Source organism: Microbacterium sp. ZW CA_36, assembly GCF_044987475.1.
Taxonomy (GTDB): domain Bacteria; phylum Actinomycetota; class Actinomycetes; order Actinomycetales; family Microbacteriaceae; genus Microbacterium.
In genome coordinates this window covers 1-20765 of record NZ_JBJDRL010000071.1, presented here as the reverse complement: position 1 = coordinate 20765, position 20765 = coordinate 1, and the positions used below count along the sequence as shown (strand labels likewise).

General features: G+C 70.1%; 22 protein-coding genes. 17 read left to right on the top strand and 5 right to left on the bottom strand.

What is annotated here, in order from left to right:
* Positions 1 to 226 precede the first annotated feature (226 nt).
* The 3 genes from ACI3KX_RS19295 to ACI3KX_RS19285 all read left to right on the top strand — a co-directional run bounded on the left by ACI3KX_RS19295 (position 227) and on the right by ACI3KX_RS19285 (position 4656).
* Positions 227 to 1177, top strand: a complete 951-nt coding sequence (locus ACI3KX_RS19295) for an endonuclease domain-containing protein (RefSeq protein WP_404910749.1) — start codon at positions 227 to 229, stop codon at positions 1175 to 1177.
* Positions 1178 to 1391: 214 nt separating this feature from the next.
* Positions 1392 to 1790, top strand: coding sequence for a hypothetical protein (locus ACI3KX_RS19290; protein ID WP_363357790.1), 399 nt, complete (start codon positions 1392 to 1394; stop codon positions 1788 to 1790).
* 73 nt (positions 1791 to 1863) lie between these two features.
* Positions 1864 to 4656 (top strand): ATP-binding protein, encoded by a 2793-nt coding sequence (locus ACI3KX_RS19285; RefSeq protein ID WP_404910748.1) that lies wholly within the window; start codon positions 1864 to 1866, stop codon positions 4654 to 4656.
* 28 nt (positions 4657 to 4684) lie between these two features.
* Here ACI3KX_RS19285 and epsC read toward each other — a convergent pair whose 3' ends face one another.
* From epsC to cysK (ACI3KX_RS19270), 3 genes are all read right to left on the bottom strand, one after another.
* A complete protein-coding gene (epsC, locus tag ACI3KX_RS19280; RefSeq protein WP_404910747.1) occupies positions 4685 to 5269 on the bottom strand; it encodes a serine O-acetyltransferase EpsC in 585 nt (194 codons plus the stop codon).
* Positions 5266 to 6219, bottom strand: a complete 954-nt coding sequence (gene cysK, locus ACI3KX_RS19275; RefSeq protein ID WP_404910746.1) for a cysteine synthase A — start codon at positions 6217 to 6219, stop codon at positions 5266 to 5268. Before cysK (ACI3KX_RS19275) ends, epsC begins: the two co-directional genes overlap by 4 nt.
* A 92-nt stretch (positions 6220 to 6311) precedes the next feature.
* Positions 6312 to 7250, bottom strand: coding sequence for a cysteine synthase A (gene cysK, locus ACI3KX_RS19270; protein WP_331906993.1), 939 nt, complete (start codon positions 7248 to 7250; stop codon positions 6312 to 6314).
* 201 nt (positions 7251 to 7451) lie between these two features.
* On the opposite strand from cysK (ACI3KX_RS19270), the gene prmC reads away from it, so the two are divergent.
* The 13 genes from prmC (at position 7452) to ACI3KX_RS19205 (ending at position 18695) form a co-directional block, all read left to right on the top strand.
* Positions 7452 to 8330: a peptide chain release factor N(5)-glutamine methyltransferase gene (prmC, locus tag ACI3KX_RS19265; RefSeq protein ID WP_404910745.1), complete on the top strand. Its 879-nt coding sequence runs from the start codon at positions 7452 to 7454 to the stop codon at positions 8328 to 8330.
* Between the two features lie 41 nt (positions 8331 to 8371).
* A complete protein-coding gene (locus tag ACI3KX_RS19260) occupies positions 8372 to 9148 on the top strand; it encodes an L-threonylcarbamoyladenylate synthase (protein WP_404910744.1) in 777 nt (258 codons plus the stop codon).
* Positions 9145 to 10347 (top strand): MraY family glycosyltransferase, encoded by a 1203-nt coding sequence (locus ACI3KX_RS19255; protein WP_363357783.1) that lies wholly within the window; start codon positions 9145 to 9147, stop codon positions 10345 to 10347. Before ACI3KX_RS19260 ends, ACI3KX_RS19255 begins: the two co-directional genes overlap by 4 nt.
* Entirely contained in the window at positions 10344 to 10832 is a 489-nt protein-coding gene (locus tag ACI3KX_RS19250; RefSeq protein WP_363357782.1) for a hypothetical protein, read from the top strand. Before ACI3KX_RS19255 ends, ACI3KX_RS19250 begins: the two co-directional genes overlap by 4 nt.
* Before the next feature lie 165 nt (positions 10833 to 10997).
* A complete protein-coding gene (atpB, locus tag ACI3KX_RS19245; RefSeq protein WP_349429114.1) occupies positions 10998 to 11792 on the top strand; it encodes a F0F1 ATP synthase subunit A in 795 nt (264 codons plus the stop codon).
* Positions 11793 to 11838: 46 nt separating this feature from the next.
* Complete coding sequence (gene atpE, locus ACI3KX_RS19240; protein WP_159845304.1) at positions 11839 to 12075, top strand: ATP synthase F0 subunit C; 237 nt, start codon at positions 11839 to 11841, stop codon at positions 12073 to 12075.
* 28 nt (positions 12076 to 12103) lie between these two features.
* A complete protein-coding gene (locus tag ACI3KX_RS19235) occupies positions 12104 to 12661 on the top strand; it encodes a F0F1 ATP synthase subunit B (RefSeq protein WP_349426939.1) in 558 nt (185 codons plus the stop codon).
* Entirely contained in the window at positions 12661 to 13452 is a 792-nt protein-coding gene (locus tag ACI3KX_RS19230) for a F0F1 ATP synthase subunit delta (protein ID WP_404910743.1), read from the top strand. Before ACI3KX_RS19235 ends, ACI3KX_RS19230 begins: the two co-directional genes overlap by 1 nt.
* A gap of 78 nt (positions 13453 to 13530) precedes the next feature.
* On the top strand, positions 13531 to 15168 hold the full coding sequence (gene atpA / locus ACI3KX_RS19225) for a F0F1 ATP synthase subunit alpha (protein ID WP_349426941.1): 1638 nt from the start codon (positions 13531 to 13533) through the stop codon (positions 15166 to 15168).
* Between the two features lie 20 nt (positions 15169 to 15188).
* A complete protein-coding gene (locus ACI3KX_RS19220; RefSeq protein WP_331912938.1) occupies positions 15189 to 16085 on the top strand; it encodes a F0F1 ATP synthase subunit gamma in 897 nt (298 codons plus the stop codon).
* Positions 16086 to 16117: 32 nt separating this feature from the next.
* On the top strand, positions 16118 to 17566 hold the full coding sequence (atpD, locus tag ACI3KX_RS19215; protein WP_349426942.1) for a F0F1 ATP synthase subunit beta: 1449 nt from the start codon (positions 16118 to 16120) through the stop codon (positions 17564 to 17566).
* Between the two features lies 1 nt (position 17567).
* The gene (locus tag ACI3KX_RS19210; protein ID WP_308868467.1) at positions 17568 to 17828 is read left to right on the top strand and encodes a F0F1 ATP synthase subunit epsilon; all 261 of its coding nucleotides are present in this window, start codon (positions 17568 to 17570) and stop codon (positions 17826 to 17828) included.
* A 117-nt stretch (positions 17829 to 17945) separates the two neighbouring features.
* Positions 17946 to 18695: a peroxide stress protein YaaA gene (locus tag ACI3KX_RS19205; RefSeq protein ID WP_363357780.1), complete on the top strand. Its 750-nt coding sequence runs from the start codon at positions 17946 to 17948 to the stop codon at positions 18693 to 18695.
* A gap of 6 nt (positions 18696 to 18701) precedes the next feature.
* Here the strand turns inward: ACI3KX_RS19205 and ACI3KX_RS19200 are convergent, their stop codons facing one another.
* Together ACI3KX_RS19200 and ACI3KX_RS19195 are read right to left on the bottom strand one after the other, a co-directional pair.
* Positions 18702 to 19427 (bottom strand): GNAT family N-acetyltransferase, encoded by a 726-nt coding sequence (locus tag ACI3KX_RS19200; protein WP_404910742.1) that lies wholly within the window; start codon positions 19425 to 19427, stop codon positions 18702 to 18704.
* Positions 19428 to 19538: 111 nt separating this feature from the next.
* Positions 19539 to 19991, bottom strand: coding sequence for a DUF4282 domain-containing protein (locus ACI3KX_RS19195; protein WP_363357778.1), 453 nt, complete (start codon positions 19989 to 19991; stop codon positions 19539 to 19541).
* Positions 19992 to 20175: 184 nt separating this feature from the next.
* On the opposite strand from ACI3KX_RS19195, the gene ACI3KX_RS19190 reads away from it, so the two are divergent.
* A partial coding sequence (locus ACI3KX_RS19190; RefSeq protein ID WP_404910741.1) for a large exoprotein occupies positions 20176 to 20765 on the top strand: 590 nt, incomplete at its 3' end.

Here is a 20765-nt window from a genome sequence, read left to right as displayed (position 1 = left end):
CTCCCACGTTGCGCCGGCGCATCCGTTGAGTTATCCCCAGGCGGTGCGGCCGCGCACGCCCGGCGCCCTTCCGAGTCAGTTCACTTGCGCTGAACGTACGCGAAAACGGCGGATCGGTGTACGTTCAGCGCAAGTGAACTGACTCGGAAGGGCGCCGGGCGTGCGCGGCCGCACCGCCTGGGGATAACTCAACGGATGCGCCGGCGCAACGTGGGAGAGTTCACAGATGCCTGCGATCGACGGTCCGGCCTTTCGGGTCGGGGATGCCCTCCGTGCAGGAATGCCGCGCCGAGCGGTGGACGCCGACACGCTCGACCGCCCGTTCACCGGACTGCGGGCACACCCCGAAGACGACCGCGATCAGGAGGGCGGGCATCCGCTCGAGGTCGCACGCGACGCGCATCGTCGCGCCGCGCGGCAGTTCACCGCGCACATGCATGCGCACGAGTTCTTCTCGCATGCGACGGCGGCGCTGCTGTGGGACCTGCCCATGCCCGCAGTGGCGGACCGCATCGACGTGTCGGTGATCGCGCCGCATCGAGCGCCCTCCGGCCGTGGCGTGCGAGGCCACCAGCTCGCCGGCCCGCAGGTGACGACGACGCAGCACGCCGAAGGCTTCGCGATCACCTCTCCCGCATCGACATGGGCACAGCTCGGCGCGACCGTGAAGCACCCGTACGACCTCACTGCGATCGCCGACGCGGTCATCCGAGCACCTCGCATACCCGGCCCGCAAGGCCGCGTGCTCAGAGCGGCGCACTCGACGGTCGCCGACCTGGTCGTCGAGCTCGGGCGGGGCCGGCGGATCGGCATCCGCGAACTCGAGGAGGCGGTGCGCCGCACGCGCCCCGGTGCGGCGTCGCGCCCCGAGACGTGGACCCGGCTCACACTCGTCGACGCGGGACTGCCGGAGCCTGCGCTCGACCACGACGTCTACGACGAGCGGGGCGTCTTCGTCGGCTGCGTGGACCTTGCATACATCCCACTGAAGATCGCCATCGAGTACGAGGGCGATCACCACCGCGTGGACGCTGCGCAGTGGGCCCGCGACATCCAGAAGCACGACCGACTGGCGGAGCTCGGGTGGCGAGTGATCCGTGTCACCAGGGCAGACGTGTTCGAGCATCCCGGAGAACTGGTCGTGCGGGTCCGCGGCGCTCTCCGTTCCCGCTCCTGACGCATGCGCGCCCTTACCGCCGGCACACGCCCCAGTTCACTTGCGCTGAATGTACGCGGAAACGGGCCGCTGGCGTACGTTCAGCGCAAGTGAACTCATGCCGCGGGGGACGGCACGACGGGGGGACGGCGGGCGGAGGCGGATGCGCGGGGTGACGGCGCGCGGACGGGAAGGATGCCGCGGGGGAGGGATGCCGCGCCGCTAGGCTTCGAGCGTGCTCACGTTCCTCATCCGCGCCCTGATCTTCCTCGTCTCGGCGGCACTCGGCCTCATCGCGGCCGACCTGATCCTCCCCGGGTTCTCGCTGCACTGGGACGACTGGTGGGGGATCCTGCTGGCCGTCGTGATCTTCGCAGTGCTCCAGAGCATCCTGGCGCCGTGGCTGTTCAAGATCACGCGCCGGCACGCCAACGCGCTCATCGGCGGCATCGGCCTGCTCTCGACCTTCGTCGCACTCCTGATCGCGGTGCTCATCCCGGCGGCCGGCATCGGGATCGACGGTCCGGTGGCATGGATCATCGGCACCCTCATCGTCTGGCTCGTGACGGCGCTCGCCACGTGGCTGCTGCCGCCGCTGTTCATCAAGAACAAGGTGCAGGAGCGCCGCAGCTGACGACGGAAGATAGGGATTCCTCCCGATCCGCCACGGACTCCTGGGGCGCCAGGCTGATGGGATGATGGGCGGTATGCAGATCGGCCGCGTTCCCCTCGTCGGCCGGCAGGCGGATCTCGACGCCCTGCGCGACGAGATCGCCGCCGTCGGCTCGGAAGGGCGAGCCGTGGTGGTGTCGGGCGACGCGGGCATGGGAAAGACGCGCCTGCTGCGCGATTTCACCGAGTCGCTCGACGAGGGCGTCATCGTGCTCCACGGCGCATCCGTGGACTCGGGCTCGGGCCCCGCCCCGCTCACCGCGATCACGGATCTGCTGCGGGATCTGGTCGACGCGCTGGGAGTGGATGCCGTGCGCGAGGCCGCCGGCCCCGCCGCCGACGCGCTCGGCGTGCTCGTGCCCGCACTGGCGGACAGTCCCGGCGACGCCGAGCGTCTGGCCGACGTCGTCGTCGAGACGTTCTCGAACCTCGCGCGGACGCATCGCCTGGTGGTCATCATCGAGGACCTCCACTGGTCCGACAGCACCACGTGCGAGATCGCCGCACGCCTCGTCCGCCGTGCCGCGGTGCTGCCGCTGTTCGTGCTGCTGTCGTACCGCACCGATGACGTCGGCCGCGGGCATCCGCTGCGGCCGGTCCTCGCCGAGCTCGACCGGGCTCGTCTGCTCACGCATCGACCGCTCGCACGCCTCAGTCCCGCCGAGGTCGGCGCGCTCGCCACCGCCGTGCACGGCGACACGCTCGCCGCCGAGGTGCTGCTCGACATCGCGGCCCGCAGCGACGGCATCCCGTTCTACGTCGAAGAGCTCGCGAGCTTCTCGGGCGAGCGGCTGCCGATATCACTGCGCGACGTCCTGCTGCTGCGGTACGAGCGACTGGATGCCGAGGCCCGGCGTTTCACCCGCGTGCTGGCGACCGGCGGAGTCGAGGTGGCCGACCCGGTGCTGCGGGCCGTCTTCGAGGGCGAGGAGTCCGCTCTGGAGGCCGCGGTGCGCAGTGCGGTCGACGCGCAGGTCGTCGTGATCCGCGACGACGCGTATGCGTTCCGCCACGCCCTCATGCAGGAGGCGGTGTATGCCGAGCTCCTTCCCACAGAGCGCACGCGCCTGCACACCGCGTACGCCGTCGCCTGGGAGGCGGCGGCGCCCACGGCGCGTGTGCTCGCCGACATCGCCCACCACTGGCGGGCCGCCCACGTCCCCGATCGGGCGCTCGCGGCCGCGGTGGCCGCGCAGCGTGCCGCGAGCGGAGCGTCGGCGTGGTCGACGGCCGCCGAGGCGGGGGAGCGGGCGCTGGAGCTCTGGGATGCCGTCACCGACCCCGAGACGGTCAGCGGGACGACGCGGGTGAAGCTGCTCCGCCGGACCTCAGCAGCGCTCGTGTCGGCGAACCGGAACGACCGAGCCCTCGCGTTCGCGCGGGAGGCCGTGGCTCTCTGGCCCGAGGAGGACGTCGTCGGTCGCGCCGACATGCTCGGCGACCTGGCCACGATCGAGTTCCAGGCGGGCGTGTCGGACGGCGTCGAGAGCATCGAGCAGGCGCTCGCTATCCTCGAGGACGATCCGCGCCACGACGTGCAGCGGGCGGGGCTCCTCCTCAGCTCCGCGCGCGTGCACATGCTCAACGGGCGTCAGAGCCTCGGCACCGAGGTCGCGGCACGTGCGCATGCCACGGCCGAGCCCGCGGCCACCGCGGGCGACCGCTTCGCCGCCGAGATCCTCGTGCAGGCTCTGCTGATCGCGGCGACCTGCCGGACGACTGCGGGCGACGAGAGCGGGCTCGCGCTGTTCGCGCAGGCGCGTGCGCAGGCGGGCGGGTTCGTCCGCGCGATGATGCGCTACTACATCAACTACTCCAACGCGCTGATGCTGGTCGGCCGGTATGAGGAAGCTGTCGCCGTGGCACGTGAGGGGCACGAGTACGGGCGCACGCACGTGGCGGATCTCGGCCCTCTCGTGATGATCGAGGCCAACATGATCGAGGCGCACATCTACGCGGGCCGGCTGCGCGAGGCCGAGGAGCTGGGCGCCCTGCTCCCGATGGTCGAGCCGGGGCTGTACTCCGCCTTCCTGCGCGAGCGCCTGGTGTGCCTCGCGATCTGGCGCGGACGCATCGACGGCGCCGAGGCCGCGCTCGAGGCCGCGCGCCTCGAGCTCGACATGTTCGGCGCCTACGAGTTCCAGACCCGGTTCGGCATGGCCTACGACCTCGGAGAGCTGGCGCTCGCCCGCGGTGACGCCCGCGAGGCGCTCTCGCACGCGCGGGCCGCGTGGGAGACGCCCGCCGGCGGCGTGCTCGCGCTGCCGCTCACGGCGGTCGCGGCGCGCGCCGTCGCGATGCTCCGCGAGCGCGGCGAGGATGCCGACATCGAGCCGTACCGCGCGGTGCTGGCATCCTTCGCCGACTGGCCGGTGACCCCGCTCTGGGCAGCCGTCTTCGCCGCCGAGCTCGGCGAGGGCTCGTGGGGATCGGCGGTGGACGCTGCCGGTCCGGCGTACGTCCGCGCGTACGCCCGGGTGCGCCGAGGCGAGGAGGTGCTCGCCGCGGGCGACCGCACGGCGGCGCGCGAGATCCTGTCGGCGGCCGCGGCGTACGCCGCGGAGCTGGGTGCGGACGGCCTGGCCGCACGCGCCCAGGAGGTGATGACGGATGCCGGACTCGCCGGCGTCGCGCCGCGCTCGGTGCTCACCGCCCGCGAGCAGCAGGTGCTCCACCTGGTCGCTGAAGGCCTCAGCAACGGACAGATCGCCGAGCGCCTCTACATCAGCGTGAAGACCGTGTCGGTGCACGTGTCGGCGATTCTCCGCAAGCTGGAGGCGCCGTCACGCACCGCCGCCGCGGCGATCTATCGCCGCACCGCCGCCTGAGGCGGCATCCGCTCTGCGCAGATCCGCGTCAGATGTGGTACTCGGGCGTCGTCAGCAGCGCGCGCGTGTCGTCCCCGGCACGACGGGCGCGCGGCTTCGCCGGCACGCCGACCAGCACGGAGTCGGCGGGCGCGTCCTTGGTGACGACGGCGTTGGCGCCGACGACGGACCCTGCGCCGATCGTGATGGGCCCGAGGATCTTCGCGCCCGCGCCGACCGCGACGCCGTCCTCGATGGTCGGGTGCCGCTTGCCGCCCTCGCGCTGGCGGCCGCCGAGCGTGACGCCGTGGTAGAGCATGACGTCGTCGCCGACCTCGGCGGTCTCGCCGACCACGACGCCCATGCCGTGGTCGATGAAGAAGCGGCGGCCGATGGTGGCGCCGGGGTGGATCTCGATGCCGGTGAGCCAGCGCGTGACCTGCGACCCCGCGCGGGCGATGAACCGCACGTCGCGGGTCCACAGTGCGTGCCACACCCGGTGCGCCCAGATGGCGTGCAGGCCCGGGTACAGCACGGCGATCTCCAGGCCGCCGCGTGCCGCGGGGTCGCGCAGCTTCGCCGCGGCCACATCCTCGCGTACGCGCGCGACGAATCCGATGCGCTCGTCGGTCATTTCGACTCCTCCTCGGGGTCGCGCAGGTGCGCATACAGTGCGGTCGACAGGTAGCGCTCGCCCGAGTCCGGCACGATCACGACGATGCGCTGACCGGCCGCCTCCGGGCGCGCCGCGATCTGCAGCGCCGCCCACACTGCGGCGCCCGCCGACATCCCGGCGAGGATGCCCTCGCGGGTGGCGAGCTCGCGCGCGACGCGGATCGCGTCGTCGAACTCGACGTCGAAGATCTCGTCGACGACCGAGCGGTCGAGCACCTCGGGCACGAAGTTCGGGCCGATGCCCTGGATGCGGTGGCCGCCGGCGCGGCCCTCGGTGAGCACGGGGGAGTCCTTCGGCTCGACCAGGACGATCTTCACGGCGGGGGTGCGCTCCTTGAGCACCTGACCGACGCCGGTGATCGTGCCGCCCGTGCCCGAACCCGCGACGAACCAGTCGACGTGACCGTCGGTGTCGCGCCAGATCTCCTCGGCCGTGGTGCTGCGGTGGATCGCGGCGTTCGCCTCGTGCTCGAACTGGCGGGCGAGGATCGCTCCCGGCGTCTCGTCGACGATGCGCTTGGCGGCGTCGACCGCCTCGGTCATGCCCTTGTACGGATCGGTCAGCACGAGCTCGGCGCCGAATGCCTTCAGGAGCGTCCGCCGCTCCTTCGACATGGAGGCGGGCATCGTGAGGATGACCTTGTAGCCGCGGGCGGCGCCGATGAGAGCGAGCGCGATGCCGGTGTTGCCGCTCGTGGACTCGACGATCGTCCCGCCCGGCTGCAGCTCTCCGGCCGCCTCCGCGGCCTCGACGAGGGCGTAGCCGAGACGGTCCTTGACCGACGAGCCGGGGTTGTAGAACTCCAGCTTGGCGAGCACCTCCGCGCCGAGACCCTCCGTGAGCGCGTTGAGGCGCACGAGCGGGGTCTCACCGAATGCGGTGGTGATGTCGGGATGGATGCCGGGCACGTGGTGCTCCTCGGTTCGGGCGGCGCGGGAAGACGGCGACAGCGCGCCGGCGCCCGAACGGGTCGGGGTGGCCGGCGCGCCGTCGTGACGTGTCAATCTTCGCGCAGATCCTCGAACAGCGCGGTCGACAGGTAGCGCTCGCCGAACGACGGGATGATCACGACGATGTTCTTGCCCTCCGCCTCGGGACGGGCGGCGACCTGCAGGGCGGCCCAGATGGCGGCGCCCGACGAGATGCCGACCAGGATGCCGTCCTTCTCGCCCACCGCACGCGCGGTGGAGATGGCGTCGGGGAACTCGACGTCGATGACCTCGTCGATCACGCTCTGGTCGAGGATCTCGGGGACGAAGTTCGGTCCGATGCCCTGGATCTTGTGCGGCCCGGGCGTGCCCTTGGTCAGCAGCGGGGAATCGGCCGGCTCGACGGCGACGACCTTGGCTCCGGGCACGCGCTCCTTGAGCACCTGGCCGACGCCGGTGATCGTGCCGCCCGTGCCGATGCCGGCGACGAAGTAGTCGATCTGGCCGTCGGTGTCGCGGAGGATCTCCTCGGCGGTGGTCTTGCGGTGGATCTCGGGGTTCGCCTCGTTCTCGAACTGACGCGCGAGCACGGCGCCCGGGATCTCGGCGACGAGCTCCTCGGCCTTCGCGACGGCGCCCTTCATGCCGCCGGCGGGGTCGGTGAGCACGAGCTCTGCGCCGTAGCCCTTGAGGAGCAGCCGGCGCTCGATCGACATCGACGAGGGCATGGCGAGCACGACGCGGTAGCCGCGGGCGGCGCCGACCATCGCGAGCGCGATGCCGGTGTTGCCGCTGGTGGCCTCGACGATCGTGCCGCCGGGCTGCAGCTGACCGGATGCCTCGGCGGCGTCGACGATGGCGATGCCGAGCCGGTCCTTCACGCTGGAGGCCGGGTTGTAGAACTCGAGCTTCGCCAGCACATTCCCGCCCACACCCTCCGCGACGCGGTTCAGGCGCACGAGCGGCGTGTTGCCGAAGGCGGAGGTGATATCGGGATGAATGCCGGTCATGTCGGGGCCTTTCGCGGGTCACGGCTGGTCGAGAAACAGCCTAGGGGGCGCGTTTTCGTGTGAGTCCTTCTGTGACGAAAGCCTGGTCGCGCACGGGTACCCTTGCGCACCCGAGAGCAGGTGAGACCCCGTCCGGAGGCGGCTGCGAGAGCGCCCGACGGGCCGGGAGCGGCGAGAGCCGGGCCTAAAGTGGATGCGGTCATGGCTTCTCCCGACGATTCCCCCTTCCTCTCCGACGCGCTCGCGCGCGCGACCGCACGCCTGGCCGCCGCCGGCATCGCCGACCCCGCCGTCGACGCGGAGCTGCTGGCCGCCTTCGTCCTCGACGTCGGTCGCGGGGGAGTGCAGGCCGCCGCCTTCCGCGGCGACGCGATCGCCGCGCGGGACGAGGGCCGGCTCCACGAACTGGTCGCGCGTCGCGCCACGCGCGAGCCGCTGCAGCACATCACCGGCTCCGCACCCTTCCGTCACCTCGAGCTGCGTGTCGGCCCCGGCGTCTTCGTGCCGCGCCCCGAGACCGAGATGGTCGCGCAGCTGGCGATCGACGCGCTGCGGGCCGCGGCATCCCCGTCCCCGATCGCCGTCGATCTCGGCACCGGCAGCGGTGCGATCGCGCTCGCGATGGCGACCGAGGTGCCGCACGCGCGGGTGTTCGCCGCCGAGAACTCCGTCGACGCGTACGTGTGGACGAAGGAGAACTTCGCGCGGGTCGGCGCCGACAACGCCGCACTCGCGTTCATCGACCTCGCCCATGCCTTCCCCGAGCTGGACGGAACCGTCTCGGTGGTCGCCTCCAACCCGCCGTACGTTCCGGATGCCGCCATCCCGCGCGACCCGGAGGTGCGGTTCTTCGACCCGCCGGCCGCGCTCTACGGGGGAGAGGACGGCCTCGACGTCGTCCGTGTGCTCAGCCGGGTGGGCCTGCGCCTCGCACACCCCGGCGGCACGCTCGTGATCGAGCACGGCGAGTGGCAGGGCGAAGCGATCCGCGGCATCCTCGCCGCAGACGGGTGGCGCGCGACGGCGACCCACCCCGATCTGACGATGCGCGACCGCGCCACGACGGCCCTGCGCCCCTGATCATGGGGTCGGTGCCGCTCGCAATTAGACTGGCGGGCGACATGTCCCCCATCTTCGACTGCCGTGACGAGGCGCAGCTGCTCACCGGCATGCGCCAGGCGCGCCAGGCCATCGCCCGCGGCGAGCTCGTCGTCATCCCCACCGACACCGTGTACGGCGTCGCCGCCGACGCCTTCGACCATCAGGCCGTCGCGCGCCTCCTGGCCGCCAAGGGACGCGGGCGCCAGTCGCCGCCGCCCGTGCTGGTCGCCGGTGCCACGACGCTCCGCGCGCTCGTGGCCGAGGTCCCCGAGCCGATCGAGCGCCTCGTCGAGGAGTTCTGGCCGGGGGGCCTCACCATCGTGCTCCCCGCGCAGCCGTCGCTGTCGTGGGACCTCGGCGAGACGCGCGGCACCGTGGCGGTGCGCATGCCCGCCCACCGCATCGCCCTCGAGCTCCTGGAGGAGACCGGGCCGCTCGCCGTGTCGAGCGCCAACCTCACCGGGATGGCCGCCGGGATCACCGCCGAGGACGCGCAGGGGATGCTGCACGACAGCGTCGCCGTCTACCTCGGTGACGGGCCCTCCAAGACCGGCATCCCATCGACCATCATCGACGCCACGAGCCTGATCGGCGGCACGGAGCCGCGCGTGAGAGTCCTCCGCGAGGGCGCGGTGAGCCGCGCGCAGCTGCGCGACGTGCTCGGCGACCTCCTCGAGCCCGATCCGGGCTCCGACGAGGAGGACACCCCGGCCCCCGAGCCCGGCTCCGGTGACGCCTCGGGAACCGACGCGGCCGGCGCGGGCACGCCTGAGGCGCCGGAGCCCGGCAGCTCGTGAAGCAATACGTCTTCACGATCCTCCTCACGGCGGCGGTCACCTTCGTCCTGTCGTGGGCGGTCTGGCGACTGAGCCTCCGGTACAAGCTGTATCCCGGCATCCGCGAGCGCGACGTCCACACGACGCCGACGCCGCGTCTGGGCGGCATCGCGATGTTCCTGGGCGTGCTGGCGGCCTTCGCGGTGTCGTCGCAGCATCCCTACTTCTCCATCGTCTGGGCGCAGCCGCAGCAGATGTACGCGCTGCTCGGCGCGACGGCGCTCATCGTGGTGGTCGGGGTGCTCGACGACCTGTGGGACCTCGACTGGATGATCAAGCTCGGCGCGCAGTTCCTCGCCGCCGGCGTGATCGCGTGGTTCGGTCAGCTGCAGATCTACACGCTGCCGCTCGGCGGCATGACCATCTTCTCCAGCTGGGCGAGCTTCACCCTCACGGTGTTCTCCATCGTCGTCGTCATGAACGCCGTCAACTTCATCGACGGGCTCGACGGCCTCGTCGCCGGTGTCTGCCTGATCGCCAACGCGGTCTTCTTCGCGTACTCCTACATGGTCTTCCGTGACATCGGCTCGAGCACGTACTTCACGCTGTCGTCCCTCATCGCCGCGGTGCTCATCGGCGCCTGCATCGGCTTCCTCCCGCTGAACTGGAGTCCTGCGCGACTGTTCATGGGGGATGCCGGCGCTCTCATGCTGGGGCTGCTCATGGCGTGCTCGGCCATCTCGATCACCGGCAACTTCGATCCCGCCATGATCGCCGACAACGACGCGTTCGGCCGGTCGCAGCTGCTCGGTGCCTTCATCCCGATCCTCCTGCCCGTCGTCGTGGTGCTGCTGCCGCTGCTGGACTTCGGCCTCGCGGTGGTACGCCGCATGAGCAGGGGCAAGTCGCCGTTCTCGCCGGACCGCAAGCACCTGCACCACCGCATGCTCGACATGGGGCACACCGATCGCGATGCCGTGCTCATCTTCTACGCCTGGACCGCGCTGGTCAGCCTGTCCGTGCTGCTCATGTACATCGGCACGACCCTCGAATGGCCGGGCGACTACCTCTTCGGCGTGCTCTACGGCGTCGTCGGCATCGCGGCCTGCCTCGTCGTGACCTTCCTTCCCTCGCACCGTCGCGCGCCGCGCGCGACGGTGGCGCACACGCCACCCGAACCGCAGCCCGATCCTGCGCCCGCACAGGAGGACGCCCGATGAGCGCCACCCCCATCTCCAGCACCCCGATCCTGCGCACCGTCCTGGTGTGGTCCGGGACGGTGACGGCGATCCTCGCGGTCGTCGGCGCCGTCGTCGGATTCCTCGTGGCGGGCACGGAGGGCCTGTGGAGCGCGCTGCTCGGCGTCCTCGTCGCAGCGGTGTTCCTCGGCATCACGGGCGCCAGCATCCTCATCGCGAATCGCTGGTACGCCAGCGACCTCTACGTGCCTGTCTTCTTCGGCATCGTGATGGGCGGCTGGATCCTGAAGTTCGTGGTGTTCATCGCCATCCTGTTCATCATCCGCGGTCAGCCGTGGATCGAACCCGCCGTGTTCTTCGTCGCGGCGGTCGTGAGCGTGCTGGCATCGCTCGTGGTGGACGTCGTGGTGATGATGCGGATGCGAGTGCCCCACGTGAGCGACGTGCAGCTGCCGACCGACCCCGACGCCGGAGACCGCCGCGACGGGCCGCCCGAGGCGGGGTGACCCCCTGGGCGCGGATTCAGGAACCTTTCAAGTTTGATAGGCTGATCAAGCGCCCGCCGCTCGCTGTGCGAGTACTTGCGGAGTGACGCTCATCGACCATCGTCGCAACGGTTCTCGACCGGTGCCCCGAAGCTGGAGCCAGCGCTGTTTACTCATGCTGCGACCCTGATCGCCCCCATTGCCGCGGACGCTCCGCCGGAGTTCCACGGACCCTCGATCGACGAGTTCTTCCCTGAGATCCTCTTCGAAGCCTTCGGCGTCATCCCGATCCACCGGATCCACCTGATCCAGTTCCTCGCGACGATCGCCGTGGTCGTGATCTTCTGGCTCGGCACGCGCCGCATGAAGGTCGTTCCCGGGCGCTTCCAGAGCCTCGTCGAGATGGGCCTGGACTTCGTCCGCGTCAACATCGGCGAGGACCTGCTCGGCAAGAAGGACGCCCAGCGCTTCCTTCCGATCCTCACGACGATGTTCTTCATGATCCTGTTCATGAACATCACGGGCATCATCCCGTTCCTGAACATCGCCGGAACCAGCATCATCGCCGTGCCGCTGACCCTCGCGATCGTGAGCTACGTCACGTTCATCTACGCCGGCATCAAGAAGAGCCCGAAGAACTTCTTCAAGAACTCGCTCTTCCCGTCGGGCGTGCCGTGGCCGATCTACATCATCGTGACGCCGATCGAGCTCATCTCGACCTTCATCATCCGGCCGGTCACGCTGACGCTGCGACTCCTGATGAACATGATGGTCGGCCACCTGCTGCTGGTCCTGTTCTTCGCCGCGACGCAGTTCTTCATCGTCGACCTCGGCGGCTGGTGGACGACGCTCGGCGCGGGCAGCCTCGCATTCGGCTTCGTCTTCACCCTGTTCGAAATCCTGGTGGCCGTCCTCCAGGCGTACGTCTTCGCCCTTCTCACCGCGGTCTACATCCAGCTCGCGGTCGCCGAAGAGCACTGATACGGGACGGCCGGAAGGCCGCCCACAACCGAAAGGAAACACCCCCGTGGACGCAACTACGGTTCTCGCAGAGGTCTCCGGCTCGATCGCGACCGTCGGATACGGTCTCGCCGCCATCGGCCCGGCCATCGGCGTGGGCATCGTCGTCGGCAAGACGATCGAGGGCGTGGCCCGTCAGCCCGAGCTCGCCGGCCGCCTGCAGGTGCTCATGTGGATCGGTATCGCCTTCACCGAGGCGCTCGCCTTCATCGGCATCGCGACCGGCTTCATCTTCGGCTTCTGATCCCGATAACCAGTCTTAAGGAGACAGGATGCTGAACGCTCTTGTCACGTACGCCGCGGAAGAGGGCGCCGAAGCGCACAACCCTCTGCTCCCCGCCTGGTACGACATCATCTGGTCGTCGGTGTGCTTCATCGTCATCCTCGTCATCTTCTGGAAGGTCGCCCTTCCCCGGATGAAGAAGCTGCTCGACGAGCGCTCAGCGGCGATCGAGGGCAACATCGCCAAGGCCGACGAGGCCCAGCGCAAGGCCGAGGCGGCGCTCGAGGAGTACACCGCTCAGCTCGCCGACGCGCGCAAGGAGGCCGGTGAGATCCGCGACGCCGCCCGTGAGGACGGCAAGAAGATCGTCGCCGAGGCCAAGGAGACCGCTGCGGTGGAAGCCACACGTCTGACGACGACGGCACACGCCCAGATCGAAGCCGAGCGCCAGACGGCACTCGTGTCGCTGCGCAGCGAGGTGGGCACGCTCGCCCTCGACCTCGCCGGCGGCGTGATCGGCGAGTCGCTCTCCGACGACAAGAAGGCTCAGGCCGTCGTCGACCGCTTCCTCGCCGAGCTCGAGGAGTCCGAAGGGGCGAAGGCGTAATGGGCAGCGCGTCCACTCAGGCCCTGGCGGCGACGACGGCGGCGCTGCGCGCCGCGTCGGGCGTCGACCTCGACGTCGCCGGCGAGCTGTTCGCCGTCGCGCGCGCCGTGGGCGACTCGTCGCAGCTGAGGCGCGCGCTCGCCGACTCCGCCGCGCCGGCCGAGGCTCGCCGTCAGGTCGTCGCCGACGTGTTCGGCAAGACCGTGAAGCCCACGACGGCGTCGCTGCTGACGACCGCCGTCGACCAGCGCTGGTCCTCGTCCGACGATCTCATCGACGGCATCGAGGAGCTCGCGGTGCGGGCAGCGGCGGTCGCCGATGCGAACGCCGACGTCGAGGCCGAGCTGTTCGCCTTCACGCGCACCGTGGCGGACAACCCCGAGCTCGAGCTCGCGCTGGGTCGCCGCCTGGGCGACTCGGCCGCCAAGGGCACGCTCGTCGAGTCGCTGCTGAAGGGTCGCGCGAGCGCGGGGGCGACGCTGATCGCGGCATCCCTCGTCCGCCAGCCCCGCGAGCGGCGCATCCGTCAGCTGCTGACGCGCGCGACCGACATCGTCGCCGACCAGCGCAACCGGGCCGTCGCGACGGTCGTCGCCGCAGCGCCCCTGAGCGCCGCGCAGAGCGAGCGACTCACCGCGGCGCTGTCCAAGCGGTATGGAACCCCGGTGTCGTTGAACACCATCGTGGACCCGACCGTCGTGGGCGGCGTGCGCGTGCAGATCGCGGACGACGTGATCGACGCGAGCGTGTCGGCGCGACTGGCCGACCTCCGTCAGCGGCTCGCCGGCTGACACAGACTTCCCGCACGGGGCCGAGACAGGAACCGCGCGGAGCTTTCGGGGCCGAGGCCCCATGAACGAAGGAAAACAATGGCAGATCTCTCTATCAGCCCCGACGTCATCCGTGACGCGCTGAAGGACTTCGTCGCCGCTTACGAGCCCACCGGGGCTGCGGCCACCGAGGTCGGCACCGTCGTCGACGCCGCGGACGGCATCGCGCACGTCGAGGGCCTGCCCGGTGTCATGGCGAACGAGCTCGTGACGTTCGGCGACGGCACGAGCGGCCTCGCGCTGAACCTCGACGAGCACGAGATCGGTGTCGTCGTCCTCGGCGAGTTCTCCGGTGTCGAGGCCGGCCAGCAGGTCACCCGCACCGGCGAGGTGCTCTCGGTCGCCGTCGGCGACGGCTACCTCGGCCGTGTCGTCGACCCGCTCGGCAACCCGATCGACGGACTCGGCGAGATCGCCACCGTCGGACGCCGCGCCCTCGAGCTCCAGGCGCCGGGCGTCATGCAGCGCAAGAGCGTGCACGAGCCGCTGCAGACCGGCATCAAGGCCATCGACGCGATGATCCCGGTCGGCCGCGGCCAGCGCCAGCTCATCATCGGCGACCGCCAGACCGGCAAGACCGCCATCGCGATCGACACGATCATCAACCAGAAGTCCAACTGGGAGTCCGGCGATGTCGACAAGCAGGTGCGCTGCATCTACGTCGCGATCGGCCAGAAGGGCTCGACGATCGCGGCCGTGAAGGGCGCACTCGAAGACGCCGGCGCGCTGGAGTACACGACCATCGTCGCGGCTCCCGCCTCCGACCCCGCCGGCTTCAAGTACCTCGCGCCGTACACCGGCTCGGCCATCGGCCAGCACTGGATGTACGAGGGCAAGCACGTCCTGATCATCTTCGACGACCTGTCGAAGCAGGCCGAGGCGTACCGCGCCGTGTCGCTCCTCCTCCGCCGCCCGCCGGGCCGCGAGGCCTACCCCGGCGACGTCTTCTACCTGCACTCGCGTCTGCTCGAGCGCTGCGCGAAGCTGTCGGACGAGCTCGGCGCCGGCTCGATGACGGGTCTGCCGATCATCGAGACCAAGGCGAACGACGTCTCGGCGTACATCCCGACCAACGTGATCTCGATCACCGACGGCCAGATCTTCCTGCAGTCCGACCTGTTCAACGCCAACCAGCGTCCCGCGGTCGACGTGGGCATCTCGGTGTCGCGCGTCGGCGGCGACGCTCAGGTGAAGTCGATCAAGAAGGTCTCCGGCACGCTCAAGCTCGAGCTCGCCCAGTACCGCTCGCTCGAGGCGTTCGCGATGTTCGCCTCCGACCTGGACGCCGCATCCCGTCGCCAGCTCGCCCGCGGTGCGCGCCTGACCGAGCTGCTCAAGCAGCCGCAGTACTCGCCGTACCCGGTCGAGGAGCAGGTCGTCTCGATCTGGGCCGGCACCAACGGCAAGCTCGACTCGATCGAGGTCGAGGACGTGCTGTCGTTCGAGCGCGAGCTGCTGGACTACCTGCGTCGCAACACGACGATCCTCGACACGCTGCGCGACACGAACGTCCTGGACGACGACACCGTCGCAGAGCTCACGAAGCGGACCGACGACTTCATCCTCGAGTTCCAGGCCGGCAAGGGCCAGGCCATCGGCAAGCCGGGCCACGAAGAGGTCGCGGTTGCCGAGGCGGACGACGTGAACCAGGAGAAGATCGTCAAGGGCCGCCGCTAAGGCGGGCCTGGGTCACAACCATGGGCGCACAACTCCGGGTCTACAAGCAGAAGATCAGTTCTGCTCAGACGACCAAGAAGATCACGAAGGCGATGGAACTCATCGCGGCTTCGCGCATCCAGAAGGCGATGGCGCGTGTGCGCGCGTCCTCGCCCTTCGCGCGGGCCGTGACGCGTGCCGTCTCCGCCGTGGCGACGCACTCCAACATCGACCACCCGCTGACCGTCGAACGCGAGACGATCCGCCGCTCCGCGGTCGTGATCTTCACGTCCGACCGGGGCCTGGCCGGCGCGTTCAACTCGCAGATCCTCCGCGAGGGCCTGGAGCTTGCTCAGCTGCTCCGGCAGCAGGGCAAGGAGCCGGTGTTCTACCTGATCGGGCGCAAGGCCGTCGGGTACTTCCAGTTCCGTCGCATGGAGAGCGCGGCCGAGTGGACGGGTGACACCGACACGCCGCACTTCACGACGGCCGAGGAGATCGCCGCCACCCTGCTCGACGCGTACGACCGCGGTGGCGACGAGAGCGGCGTCGACGAGATCCACCTCGTCTACAACCGCTTCGTCAGCATGATGACGCAGTCGCCCGAGACGGTGCGCCTGCTTCCGCTCGAGGTCGTCGAGGCCGAGGAGCAGTCGTCGGCGCAGGTGTACCCGCTCTACGAGTTCGAGCCGGACGCCGAGACCGTGCTCGACGCGCTGCTGCCGGTGTACATCCAGAGCCGCGTCTTCAACGCGCTGCTGCAGTCGTCGGCCGCCAAGCACGCCGCGACGCAGAAGGCGATGAAGTCCGCCAGCGACAACGCCGACAAGCTCATCACCGACTACACGCGCCTGCGCAACAACGCGCGCCAGGCCGAGATCACGCAGCAGATCGCCGAGATCGTCGGCGGCGCTGATGCCCTTTCCTCGGGCAAGTAGCGCGCATCAGACCACACGAAAGAGAAGAAGCCATGAGCCTCACCGCTGACAAGACCGAGACGGCGGTCGTCGGGCGCGTCGCCCGCGTCACCGGCCCCGTCGTCGACATCGAGTTCCCGCACGACTCGATCCCCGACATCTACAACGCGCTGAAGACGACGATCGTGATCGGCGACGAGTCGACCGAGATCACCCTCGAGGTCGCTCAGCACCTGGGCGACGACCTCGTCCGTGCCATCTCGCTGAAGCCGACCGACGGCATGGTCCGCGGCCAGGAGGTGCGCGACACCGGCGGCCCGATCACGGTCCCCGTCGGCGACGTGACCAAGGGCAAGGTGTTCAACGTCACGGGTGACGTGCTGAACGGCGTGCCGGGCGAGACCATCGAGGTCACCGAGCGCTGGGGCATCCACCGCAAGGCGCCCGCGTTCGACCAGCTCGAGTCCAAGACCGAGATGTTCGAGACGGGCATCAAGAGCATCGACCTGCTCACCCCCTATGTCCAGGGTGGAAAGATCGGCCTCTTCGGCGGTGCGGGCGTCGGCAAGACGGTCCTCATCCAGGAGATGATCCAGCGCGTCGCGCAGGACCACGGCGGTGTGTCGGTGTTCGCCGGTGTCGGCGAGCGCACCCGTGAGGGCAACGACCTCATCGGCGAGATGGAGGAGGCGGGCGTCTTCGACAAGACCGCGCTCGTCTTCGGCCAGATGGACGAGCCGCCGGGGACGCGTCTGCGCGTCGCCCTGTCGGCCCTGACGATGGCGGAGTACTTCCGCGACGTGCAGAAGCAGGACGTGCTGCTCTTCATCGACAACATCTTCCGCTTCACGCAGGCCGGATCCGAGGTCTCGACGCTGCTCGGCCGCATGCCGTCCGCGGTGGGCTACCAGCCGAACCTCGCCGACGAGATGGGTGTGCTCCAGGAGCGCATCACCTCGACGCGCGGTCACTCGATCACCTCGCTGCAGGCGATCTACGTTCCCGCCGACGACTACACCGACCCGGCGCCGGCCACCACGTTCGCTCACCTCGACGCGACCACCGAGCTCTCGCGCGAGATCGCGTCGAAGGGTCTCTACCCGGCCATCGACCCGCTGACCTCGACGAGCCGCATCCTCGACCCGCGCTACATCGGCGAGGACCACTACCGCGTGGCCACCGCCGTGAAGCAGATCCTCCAGAAGAACAAGGAGCTGCAGGAGATCATCGCGATCCTCGGTGTCGACGAGCTCTCCGAAGAGGACAAGATCGTCGTCTCCCGCGCGCGCCGCATCCAGCAGTTCCTCTCGCAGAACACCTACATGGCGAAGAAGTTCACCGGTGTCGAGGGTTCGACGGTCCCGATCAAGGAGACCATCGAGTCGTTCGACGCCATCGTCAAGGGTGACTTCGACCACGTCGCCGAGCAGGCCTTCTTCAACGTCGGCGGCATCGCCGACGTGGAAGAGCAGTGGGCGCGCATCCAGAAGGAGAACGGCTGACATGCCGCTCAAGGTGAGCCTCGTCTCCGCGGACGCGGAGGTCTGGTCGGGTGAGGCGTCGCTCGTCGTCGCCAAGACCGTCGAGGGCGAGATCGGCTTCATGACCGGTCACGAGCCGGTGCTCGCGATCCTCGCCGAGGGTCAGGTGCGCATCACCGAGACCTCGGGCACCAAGATCGTCGCCAACGCTCAGGACGGCTTCCTGTCGATGGAAGGGGACGACCTCACGATCGTCGCCGGAAACGCTGCGCTGATCTCCTGATGAAGCTCGGTCGTTGAGCGCGGAGCGCAGCGACGAGACGAAACGCCCCGGCCCTCTGCGGAGGCCTGGGGCGTTTCGTCTCGCTTCGCTCGCTCAACGACCTGAAGTGGAACACGCATGCTGATCCTTCTCCCGCCGTCCGAGACCAAGCGGACGGGCGGCAGGCCGGCACCGCTCCACGTGGGCGGGCTGGCGCTGCCCCGGCTGACGCCGCAGCGCGAAGCGGTGATCGATGCCCTGGTGGACCTGTCCGCCGATGCGGACGTGGCCGCCCGCGTGCTCAAGCTGGGCCCGACCCAGCGGGGCGAGATCGCCGTGAACGCGGGAATGCGGGACGCCCCGACGATGGCCGCGATCGACCGCTACACGGGCGTGCTCTACGACGCGCTGGACGCGGCATCCGTTCCCACCGCCGGCCGTCGCTGGCTGGGCGCTCACGTGGTGGTGCACTCCGCGCCGTTCGGCCCGGTGGGGGCGCTCGACGCCATTCCCGCCTATCGGCTCGGCGCCTCGACGTCGCTCCCGGGCATCGCGGCGCTGCGGCGCGTGTGGGCGGATCCGGTGACCGCGGCGATGGAGGAGCTGGCGCCGCGCTTCGTGCTCGACCTCCGCTCCGAGGCGTACGTCGCTCTCGGACCGGTGCCGTCGGCGACCGCCTCACGCTACGTGCGCGTCGTGAGCGAGGGCGCCGACGGAGCGGTCCGCGCACTCAACCACTTCAACAAGCACGCGAAGGGCGCGCTCGTGCGCCGGCTCGCCGAGGAGCGCCCGCGCATATCGTCGGCGGCGGGATTCGTCCGGTGGGCGGATGCCGCGGGCCTGCGCGTGCGCGAGAGCGGCGCGGGCGAGCTCGAGCTCTTCGCCTGAGCCCCGTTACACCGGCGTCCGCACGGCGGCGAACCTGTTGCGGCGGCGCAGCGCGAACCCGAGGCGTTCGTATGCCGCGATCGCACCGACGTTGGAGGCCGCGGCGTGGAGCAGTGCGCGGTCGCCGCGCTGCTGGATGTGGAAGGCGACGTCCAGCACCAGGCGGGAGGCGAGACCCTGCCGCCGGTGCTCGGCGTCGACGGCGACGGCGCTGATCTCTGTCCACCCCTCGGGGTGCAGGCGCTCACCCGCCATGGCGATGAGTCGCCCCTCGCGGCGGATGCCGACGTAGCGGCCGAGCTCGTACGTGCGCGGCCGGAACGGCCCGGGCTGGTTGCGCTCGACGATCGCCAGCATGTCGGCAGCGTCCTCGGCCCCGAGCAGGATCGCCTCGGCGTCGGGGCGGGTCTGCAGCGCGTCGGTCTCGACCAGCTGCACGCCCTCTCCCTGCCCGACCACCTCCCACCCGTCGGGAACCTCGCCGTCGTACCCCGACAGTCCGATCTCGGTGCCGGGGCCGACGAGATCGACGAGTGCCGGCCAGACGTCGGGATCGTCCCAGGTGCGCACCGCGACGAACGGCGCGACATCCTCGGGGTAGCGACGGACCAGGTCGTTGCCGATCGCGAACGAGGCATGCGGGCCGGTCAGCGCGTGCCAGGGGGCGTTGTCGAGCACGGTGGCGCCGGCGTGGGGAGCGTCGAGGGTCGTCGAGGGCGCGAGTTCAGGCATCCGTCCACTCTGCCCCCGCGCTGCGGGAGCTGCAAAACGCAGCCCGTCACCGCGCGCAATGCGGGCGTATATGCACCGCCCGCGCCTCGGGCGGACCGGCAGATCCGCTCGTCAGCGCCGGGTGTGCTCGGCCGTGCGCTCGGTGTTCTCGGCGATCGCGATGAGGGCGACGACCGCCTCGATGACGAACCTCAGCAGGATGATCGCGAGGAAGGTGAGAACCGGCACGACGATGATCGTCGCGACCAGGCCGCTGATGCCGGCGCCGACGTCGAACCACATGATCGAGATGGCGCCGATGAGCCCGCTGACGAAATACACGATGAACCCGATGCCGATCGCGATCAGTCCCACGAAGTAGAACACGCTCGCGAGGCGGCGGGTGATGAAGGTGCGGAACGACAGGTCGAACAGTGCGGCGAAGAAGCCCTTGCCGACCTCGCTGCTTTCGCCCCGGACCGTCGGGACGCCGGTGTCGTCGGGGTCCGCGCCGCGCGCGGCATCTGCCGCCGACTGCGGGGGCAGCGGCGGGGGAGTGGGAGCGGACGGAGTCTGGTCGGTCATGGCGGCCCTTCGGTCGAGAGTTGCTGCTCAGGCTATCCACCGGCGCTCGAGGGGGCCATCCCCCCGATATGACCTCAATGCTGACAGGCGGCTGAGAGCGTCGCTAGCATGTGTCCAGCGGAGCAGGGGCTCCGCGGATGCGCCCGACGCGTCCCGAATCGACTCTCTCGGAGGTCGCTGCACCATGACCATGGACTACAACGACGGCAGCGGGGCAGGGGCGCTCATCGCCTGGCTCGTCCTCGCGCCATTCTTCTTCCTGCTCGCGATCGCCGGATACGTCATCGGCTCCTGGTTCCTGATGAAGGTGTTCGACAAGGCGGGTGTGCAGGGGCGCTGGCGCGCGTGGGTGCCGGTGTACAACACCCTGATCTTCGTCAAGCTCGGCGACCTCAACCCGTGGTGGCTGCTGGTGCTGTGGGGCGGCGGGATCGTGCTCGGCTGGGTGCCGGTGCTCGGCTCCCTCATCGGGCTCGCCGCATTCCTCTACACCCTCCTGGCCGCGTGGCGCGTCGGGCTGAAGCTGCAGAAGGAGGCCGTCTGGCTCATCCTCTACTTCTTCCTCGCCATCGTCTGGCTGGGCATCAACGCGTTCGACCGCTCGCGCTGGAACACCGCGATCCCCGCGGCGCCGTGGGCGGGCACCTTCCTCGCCGACAAGACGGTGTGGTCGGGCATCCCGCCCCAGACGCCTGCCGGCGGCTACCCCGCCAACCCGGCCACCGCGCCCGGCTACGGCGCCCCTGCCGGCTACCAGCCCCCGGCCGGCTACAC

Excerpts from the sequence above, each read along its gene's own strand:
- ACI3KX_RS19295 (WP_404910749.1), top strand. The coding sequence starts at position 227 with ATGCCTGCGATCGACGGTCCGGCCTTTCGGGTCGGGGATGCCCTCCGT.
- ACI3KX_RS19285 (WP_404910748.1), top strand. The coding sequence starts at position 1,864 with ATGCAGATCGGCCGCGTTCCCCTCGTCGGCCGGCAGGCGGATCTCGAC.
- epsC (WP_404910747.1), bottom strand. The coding sequence starts at position 5,269 with ATGACCGACGAGCGCATCGGATTCGTCGCGCGCGTACGCGAGGATGTG.
- cysK (WP_331906993.1), bottom strand. The coding sequence starts at position 7,250 with ATGACCGGCATTCATCCCGATATCACCTCCGCCTTCGGCAACACGCCG.
- prmC (WP_404910745.1), top strand. The coding sequence starts at position 7,452 with ATGGCTTCTCCCGACGATTCCCCCTTCCTCTCCGACGCGCTCGCGCGC.
- ACI3KX_RS19260 (WP_404910744.1), top strand. The coding sequence starts at position 8,372 with ATGTCCCCCATCTTCGACTGCCGTGACGAGGCGCAGCTGCTCACCGGC.
- ACI3KX_RS19250 (WP_363357782.1), top strand. The coding sequence starts at position 10,344 with ATGAGCGCCACCCCCATCTCCAGCACCCCGATCCTGCGCACCGTCCTG.
- ACI3KX_RS19235 (WP_349426939.1), top strand. The coding sequence starts at position 12,104 with ATGCTGAACGCTCTTGTCACGTACGCCGCGGAAGAGGGCGCCGAAGCG.
- ACI3KX_RS19230 (WP_404910743.1), top strand. The coding sequence starts at position 12,661 with ATGGGCAGCGCGTCCACTCAGGCCCTGGCGGCGACGACGGCGGCGCTG.
- atpA (WP_349426941.1), top strand. The coding sequence starts at position 13,531 with ATGGCAGATCTCTCTATCAGCCCCGACGTCATCCGTGACGCGCTGAAG.
- ACI3KX_RS19220 (WP_331912938.1), top strand. The coding sequence starts at position 15,189 with ATGGGCGCACAACTCCGGGTCTACAAGCAGAAGATCAGTTCTGCTCAG.
- atpD (WP_349426942.1), top strand. The coding sequence starts at position 16,118 with ATGAGCCTCACCGCTGACAAGACCGAGACGGCGGTCGTCGGGCGCGTC.
- ACI3KX_RS19210 (WP_308868467.1), top strand. The coding sequence starts at position 17,568 with ATGCCGCTCAAGGTGAGCCTCGTCTCCGCGGACGCGGAGGTCTGGTCG.
- ACI3KX_RS19205 (WP_363357780.1), top strand. The coding sequence starts at position 17,946 with ATGCTGATCCTTCTCCCGCCGTCCGAGACCAAGCGGACGGGCGGCAGG.
- ACI3KX_RS19200 (WP_404910742.1), bottom strand. The coding sequence starts at position 19,427 with ATGCCTGAACTCGCGCCCTCGACGACCCTCGACGCTCCCCACGCCGGC.
- ACI3KX_RS19195 (WP_363357778.1), bottom strand. The coding sequence starts at position 19,991 with ATGACCGACCAGACTCCGTCCGCTCCCACTCCCCCGCCGCTGCCCCCG.